Genomic DNA, 1922 nt, shown 5'->3' on the forward strand with positions numbered 1-1922 from the left:
GCCGACATCATGCTGGCCGGCGGCGCCGAATCGCCGGTGACCCGACTTTCGCTCGCCGGCTTCGCGGCCTGCCGGGCACTCTCGACCGAGCGCAACGACACCCCGCAAACCGCCTCGCGGCCCTACGACCGCGACCGCGACGGCTTCGTCATGGGCGAGGGGGCCGGTGTCGTGGTTCTGGAAGAGCTCGAGCATGCCAAGGCGCGCGGCGCCAAGATCTATGCCGAGGTGACCGGCTACGGTCTGACCGGCGACGCCTATCACATCACCGCGCCGGCCGAAGATGGCGACGGAGCTTTCCGTTGCATGACCGCGGCGCTGAAGCGGGCAAAGCTTACGCCGGCCGATGTCGACTACATCAATGCGCACGGCACCTCGACCATGGCCGATACGATCGAACTCGGCGCTGTCGAGCGGCTGGTCGGCAATGCGGCTTCCAAGATTTCGATGTCGTCGACCAAGTCGTCGATCGGCCATTTGCTGGGCGCGGCCGGTGCCGCCGAAGCGATCTTTTCGATCCTCGCCATCCGTGACAATATCGCACCGGCGACCATCAACCTCGACAATCCCGAGCGCGAAACCGCGATCGACCTGGTGCCGAACAAGCCGCGCCCGCGCCAGATCGACGTGGCACTGTCCAATTCCTTCGGCTTCGGCGGCACCAACGCCTCGCTGGTCTTCCAGCGTTATAATGGCTGACCGAGCTGCCGGGCGGTGCTTTGGCGTGCCGTCAATTTTGCCATATTCGCCCCTACTCTGCCGCAGGGGATTCGTTGAGAGATCGAACGGTAGGGCGAAATGAACACAAATCCGTCAGGCAACGGAGAATTCGGGCAAAGGCCGGCGAATACCGGGCCGATCGTGCCGAAGACGGCAAGCGAGGCGCTGCGGCCGGAGGCTGGAACGCCGCCGCCGAAACGGTCGCGCGCTTCGCGCAGCCAGATCGTCGTGTTCATGAACTTCGTCATCTCCTCGGTGATGCTGATGGTTCTGGCGGCAGGCGTGGCCCTCTATTTCGGCAAGCAGGAGTTTACCGAACCCGGCCCTTCCGCCAATGGCGACACCTTCCTCGTCAAGCCCAACACCGGCGTCCAGGATATCGCCGACCAGCTTGAGCGCCGCGGACTAATCAGCGACGCCCGCGTGTTCCGCCTCGGCGTGCGTGCCTTCGGCAACGATTCCGCGCTCAAGGCCGGTGAATACGAGATCAAGCCCAGGGCGTCCATGCGCGACATCATGGAACTCCTCAAGAGTGGCAAGTCGGTGATGTACTCGCTGACTATTCCCGAAGGGCTGACGGTCGAGCAGGCTTTGCAGCGCATCGCCGACGAACCCGCCCTGAGCGGCGATATGCCGTCGAAGACGCCCCCCGAGGGTAGTCTTGCCACCGACACGCTGCGCTTCACGCGTGGCGCAACGCGCCAGCAGATGGTCGACAAGCTGCTCGCCGATCAGAAGAAACTGGTCGATGAGGTGTGGCAGCGGCGCGCGCCGGATCTGCCCCTGGCCAGCGTCGAGGACTTTGTCACCCTGGCCTCGATCGTCGAGAAGGAAACCGGCAAGGGCGATGAACGCTCACGCGTGGCCGCCGTCTTCCTGAACCGGTTGGCCAAGGGCATGCGCCTGCAGTCCGATCCGACCATCATCTACGGTCTGTTTGGCGGCAAGGGCAAGCCGGCGGACCGTCCGATCTACCAGTCCGACATCCAGAAGCAGACGCCTTACAACACCTATGTGATCAGCGGCTTGCCGCCGACACCCATCGCCAATCCCGGCCGCGCGGCCCTCGAAGCCGTGGCCAATCCGTCGAAGACCGACGATCTCTATTTCGTCGCCGACGGCACGGGCGGCCACGTCTTTGCCGCGACCCTGGACGAGCACAATGAAAACGTCGCCCGCTATCGCGCGCTGCAGAAGAAGCA

At 64.4% G+C, this 1922-nt stretch carries 2 protein-coding genes; both read left to right on the forward strand.

Annotated elements, in window-relative coordinates; genetic code table 11:
• Positions 1-699, forward strand: a 699-nt coding sequence (locus EOA36_RS34545) for a beta-ketoacyl-ACP synthase II (protein ID WP_127281144.1), incomplete at its 5' end; no start/stop codon positions are given.
• Between the two features lie 99 nt (positions 700-798).
• A partial coding sequence (gene mltG / locus EOA36_RS34550) for an endolytic transglycosylase MltG (protein WP_127281145.1) occupies positions 799-1922 on the forward strand: 1124 nt, incomplete at its 3' end.

Source organism: Mesorhizobium sp. M8A.F.Ca.ET.021.01.1.1, from assembly GCF_003998025.1.
In the GTDB taxonomy this organism is placed as follows: domain Bacteria; phylum Pseudomonadota; class Alphaproteobacteria; order Rhizobiales; family Rhizobiaceae; genus Mesorhizobium.